Raw genomic sequence first — 4587 nt, 5'->3', positions numbered from 1 at the left:
GTAGGGGAGTAGGGGAGTAGGGGAGTAGGGGAGTAATTTTTTTTCCTAACTCAGCAGCGAAAATACTAAGTAAGTTCTGATTGTGTTTCCTCCATTTTTTAACAAGTTGAGGGATACTCGACACACCATAAATAAACAATATTATTTCCTACTCCGCATTATTCCAGCCATCAATTGAAGCCATCAAAATATTAACTGCTGGATTGTCTATTAACTCCTTAAAAGCTTCTTTTCCTCCCTGTTTTAAAGCTTCAATTATTCGAGACTTGAGAGAGAGATTTTTCTCAATTTCCTGCATTACCTCACCTACAATTATTGCATTTTCCGCAGGAGTTTCAGAATAGTCCGGTTTAGACAATTGTTGTAATAATTGCTGAATTTATTTTGCTGCCTCAGCTAAATTTTGCTTTTGCTCTGGGGAATAATTATACTGATTTTGAATTGCTGTGCCTATCGTTCCTTTACCTGTAACGCTACCTAAATTAGAACGATCAATCTTAATATTAGGGTCACTTTTGTTAGTCATTTTTAATCTCCTTATTTGACTATTTACAAAAATGTTAGTACCATTAATTTGATACTCAGTAGTTGTCTGTTGAACAACCTTTTCTGAATTGTTCTCCAGATATTGGATAATATCGTCAAACTTAAATTTAGCTTTTATTGCTTCATATTTATTCTGCTCCTTAGCTTTGTTAACTATACCTTCAAGAGTTGAAAATACTTTCCTGAAATATTTGGTAGATGCTTCTTTAATGGGAATAACAAGCTTTTCTTGACCGGATATTTTTGTTAAAGGTGGTAAGAACACTATGCAGGGAAGTTGTTCAATAGGAATGTCTAAATCTCTTGCTATTTTGTAAGATTCATTCCTGTTAAATGGCTTTTTAGTAAACATTCTAATTGGTTGAAATATTTCAAGTAGCTCTGATAAAAGCAGATACCACCAATACTTTATAAATAATTTCCAGTTAATTCCCTTTTTTTCTAAGAGATATATATAGCACCACTCACCAGTTAGATCGTAAAATTCTTCAAATTTATTCATAACGTAGTCTACTATTTCTGAGTCTCCATCTGTATAGAGGAAAATTCCTTTGACTATACTATGTGAGTCATTCTTGATATTTTTGTCAGTAATTATGATGCCTTCTAGAATTTTGCTTGTAGGGGTGAAACTGAATATTTCTTGGTATAAGGTTTGGATTGTAGGGGCAGCATGCGGTGATGATAGGATGGCAGTACGAGAGAAAAAATGGTTATACTTTTGCCTAATTACAGGGATAAAAACTCTACTACTTTTTTCAATTAAATTTAACTCCATTAACTCAATTAACCTTTGATTTATAGTCTCAATTATATAAGGAAAATTAGACTGACAATTACCTTGTATATATGGATAAGTAGACTCAATTATGTTTCCATAAATTACCTTGATTGCAAAGATAACATTTGTCTTATTACTCTCAGCTAAATTTGATTTTGCCAGTTCCACTAATTTTAGGTACTGTTCCTCAATTCTCAGGACAACATCTACCTCATNTATATGGATAAGTAGACTCAATTATGTTTCCATAAATTACCTTGATTGCAAAGATAACATTTGTCTTATTACTCTCAGCTAAATTTGATTTTGCCAGTTCCACTAATTTTAGGTACTGTTCCTCAATTCTCAGGACAACATCTACCTCATTCTGTACATCTATATCTCCCTCAATTAACAATTCAGCTAGTTCAATTAACTTTTTATGTACCAGCTCAACTTTAGACAAAATAGATGCATTATCTTCAGTTGAATTTAACTCAATTAACTCAATTACTTGTTGATTGACTGCATCAAGCACAGAAACAATGCTAGTTGTATTATTGTTAATTAAATTTAACTCTGTATTTAATGCTCTTAATTCTCTGAGCTTTCCTATAACAAACTCCCCCAACTGGTCTAATAATTTATCCTCACTCTCATTACTCATAATAATTACCCCCAACTACTCTAATTCCTTAACAACCAACAACTCATTCCCTCGGTCGTCGATCACCTTAACTGCTATTTCCCGATGCTCCCCTGGTTCAAATGGTGCGCTGGTAGTATCTGCTAAATTTTCCGACACCTAATCTTCATAACTAATAACTACCTTTCAAGTCTTTCTTGATACTATCCCAAGCATTTGTCCGTTAACTTCTAACTTCCAATGAGCGATCGCCTCTTTATAACTTTTATCTAAATTTCAGGAGACATTGATAGTAATAAAAAACCAGCTCAATTAACTTATAAATTCTAAATTCTAAATTCTAAATTCCCAATTCTAAGTTTCCCTTATTTAAAGTCCAACATTTATCAGCTATGGGTAAAAGGTCACTAGCATCATGGGTGACAACCAATAAACTCCAATGATTTTTCAATTTAGCTAGTAAATTGACCAGTTGTTTCCGTATTGACCAATCTAATCCAGCAGTTGGTTCGTCTAACATTAATAGATGAGGCTGTCTAATTAGTTGTACTGCCAAGGCCAGACGACGTTGTTGACCTCCACTTAAAGCATGGGGCGATGTATTGAATGATAAATGTTGAAGACCAACTTCTTCCAAAGCGAAAGATATTTGTTCTGGTCGTAATTCTGGATGACCTAATCGTAATTCTTCTAGAATAGTAGCGCCACAAAAATGTCTTTCTGGGAATTGAAATACTAAACCCCCCAGTTGTTGTAAATGTTCGGAGGTTAATTTTTGCTCTCTCCAGTATATTTCTCCTTTGGAGCATTCAGCTAGACCAGCTAATATTTCTAATAATGTAGTTTTGCCTGAACCACTACGACCTATTATTAGACCCATTTGTTGAGGGGCTAGTTCCATATTAATATTGTTAAGAATAGGAGTGTTACTAGCTGCTGGATGATAGTGTAGGTTTTTTAGATATAGCATTGATATATTCTAATAGCAATTAATAAGTAAATTCATCTATCAATTTTTCTAGAGCTAAGTGTCTTTCATTTTCTGGTATTTTGTACATTATCTCAATCAAAAGGTCAGGAGATGCACTTGTAGTAAACAAATCATCTCTTTCTAGATAAAAAATGTTTTTAGACGTTCTCCTATAGCTTTTATATCTGAATTATCTAGTTTTCCAATTCGCTTTTTCCATTTTCCTTCTGAGTTCTTAAAGTAATTAGCATCAAGAGTACATATCTGATGAACAAGAGCAAAATATTTTTTATCTAGACAATTTTTAGTTGTTGGGTTAATTGGATAAGTTGTTGGTAGACCTTTATATGTCTCTTGAGAAGTTAAAGGAATAGCATTAAAGGTTTCTATATACCCAGACAGAGGCTGAAAATTTTTTGCTTGTCAAAACAATATTAAAGATGCCTACCTCTTAAAACTCTACTAGGATTAACGGTAGTGCGTCAAGGAAGTGTGGTCCGGGTGGGAAGTGTGGGAAGTGTGGGAAGTTTGGGAAGTGTCTGCCTTTCGTGCTAACTTTTTAGTCTCAAAGGCTAAAAAATTTGCACTTTTTTCGCGGCCATGTGGGCACTCAACCTTTATATATTAGTACTTTTAGATCATATTGGCCAGCCATACGCTACTTATCCCACACTTTACTGATGCACAACCGGATTAACTTTCTGTTTGCAAGATGAGTGCTGGCATTCAACATAATCTAGAAGTTCTATATTATCTGAATAAGTGTGACCTAATTGACAACTCAAATCAACTTTTTGGGGATCAATAATATAAATCCAACCCTTTCTAGGTTTTTGGGATTTTTTTCAACCACTTTAAAGCTCTAACTCCTCATTTAGCTTTTCTCTTTCTTTTTGCAAGTTAAGCTTAACTTTTTCTTCCGGTTTATGAGTAGCTTTAACCGCTACCATTGGAGCAGTTTCATAAACATAATCTAGTAATTGATTAATTTGATCTGAACCTGAAACAGCCCATTCTATCCTAATATTATCTAACATTAACATTAGACTTTTAGGTAAGTTTAAGTCCTCTGTTTTTCCTGCTTCAGAACCAAGTTTAATAAATTTTACCTGTGCTTCTGATTCTTGACAAATCTCTTTACCATTCATGCGCTCTAGAGCCATATCTATATCTTCATCNAACATTAACATTAGACTTTTAGGTAAGTTTAAGTCCTCTGTTTTTCCTGCTTCAGAACCAAGTTTAATAAATTTTACCTGTGCTTCTGATTCTTGACAAATCTCTTTACCATTCATGCGCTCTAGAGCCATATCTATATCTTCATCCCACGGACTGTGTTTATAATAATACCAATCTAGTTTAGTTAGTTGTTTTCCTGTCCACTTAACTGAGTAAAGATCCGCAAGATATAAGAATAAGAACTTAACTAGCTTTGTTTTTGTAATATGTCGTTTTGTTTCATAGACAAAATACTTTTCGGATTAATTTTCCAGCCCTATAGTCATTCTGAATAAGACTGGGAGGAGTGTTTCTTTGCTTGAAAGGGTTTCAGCCAAAACAGTGTTTCATCCTTATTTGAAATGACTATAACTATTGTCCAATAGATGATTAATATCATGTCCGGTTGAACAGTGATAAATAAATAACTGCGGAGGAGTCAGGAGT

4 protein-coding genes are annotated in these 4587 nt (G+C 33.8%); all 4 read right to left on the bottom strand.

All coding sequences use genetic code 11. The annotated features are described in order from the left end of the window. Positions 1 to 148 precede the first annotated feature (148 nt). Positions 149 to 358: a hypothetical protein gene (locus tag AFK68_RS09465; RefSeq protein WP_094672499.1), complete on the bottom strand. Its 210-nt coding sequence runs from the start codon at positions 356 to 358 to the stop codon at positions 149 to 151. Between the two features lie 1630 nt (positions 359 to 1988). Next, the gene (locus tag AFK68_RS43385; protein ID WP_256386524.1) at positions 1989 to 2111 is read right to left on the bottom strand and encodes a hypothetical protein; all 123 of its coding nucleotides are present in this window, start codon (positions 2109 to 2111) and stop codon (positions 1989 to 1991) included. Positions 2112 to 2292: 181 nt separating this feature from the next. Further along, complete coding sequence (locus tag AFK68_RS09450) at positions 2293 to 2922, bottom strand: ABC transporter ATP-binding protein (protein ID WP_094672496.1); 630 nt, start codon at positions 2920 to 2922, stop codon at positions 2293 to 2295. Positions 2923 to 3063: 141 nt separating this feature from the next. Continuing rightward, positions 3064 to 3294: a type II toxin-antitoxin system PemK/MazF family toxin gene (locus tag AFK68_RS44685; RefSeq protein WP_371357304.1), complete on the bottom strand. Its 231-nt coding sequence runs from the start codon at positions 3292 to 3294 to the stop codon at positions 3064 to 3066. Positions 3295 to 4587 lie beyond the last annotated feature (1293 nt).

Origin of the sequence: Hydrocoleum sp. CS-953, from assembly GCF_002260545.1 — a bacterium.
GTDB lineage: Bacteria > Cyanobacteriota > Cyanobacteriia > Cyanobacteriales > Microcoleaceae > Trichodesmium.
This window is presented reverse-complemented; position numbering and strand designations above follow the sequence as displayed.

Excerpts from the sequence above, each read along its gene's own strand:
- AFK68_RS09450 (WP_094672496.1), bottom strand. The coding sequence starts at position 2,922 with ATGCTATATCTAAAAAACCTACACTATCATCCAGCAGCTAGTAACACT.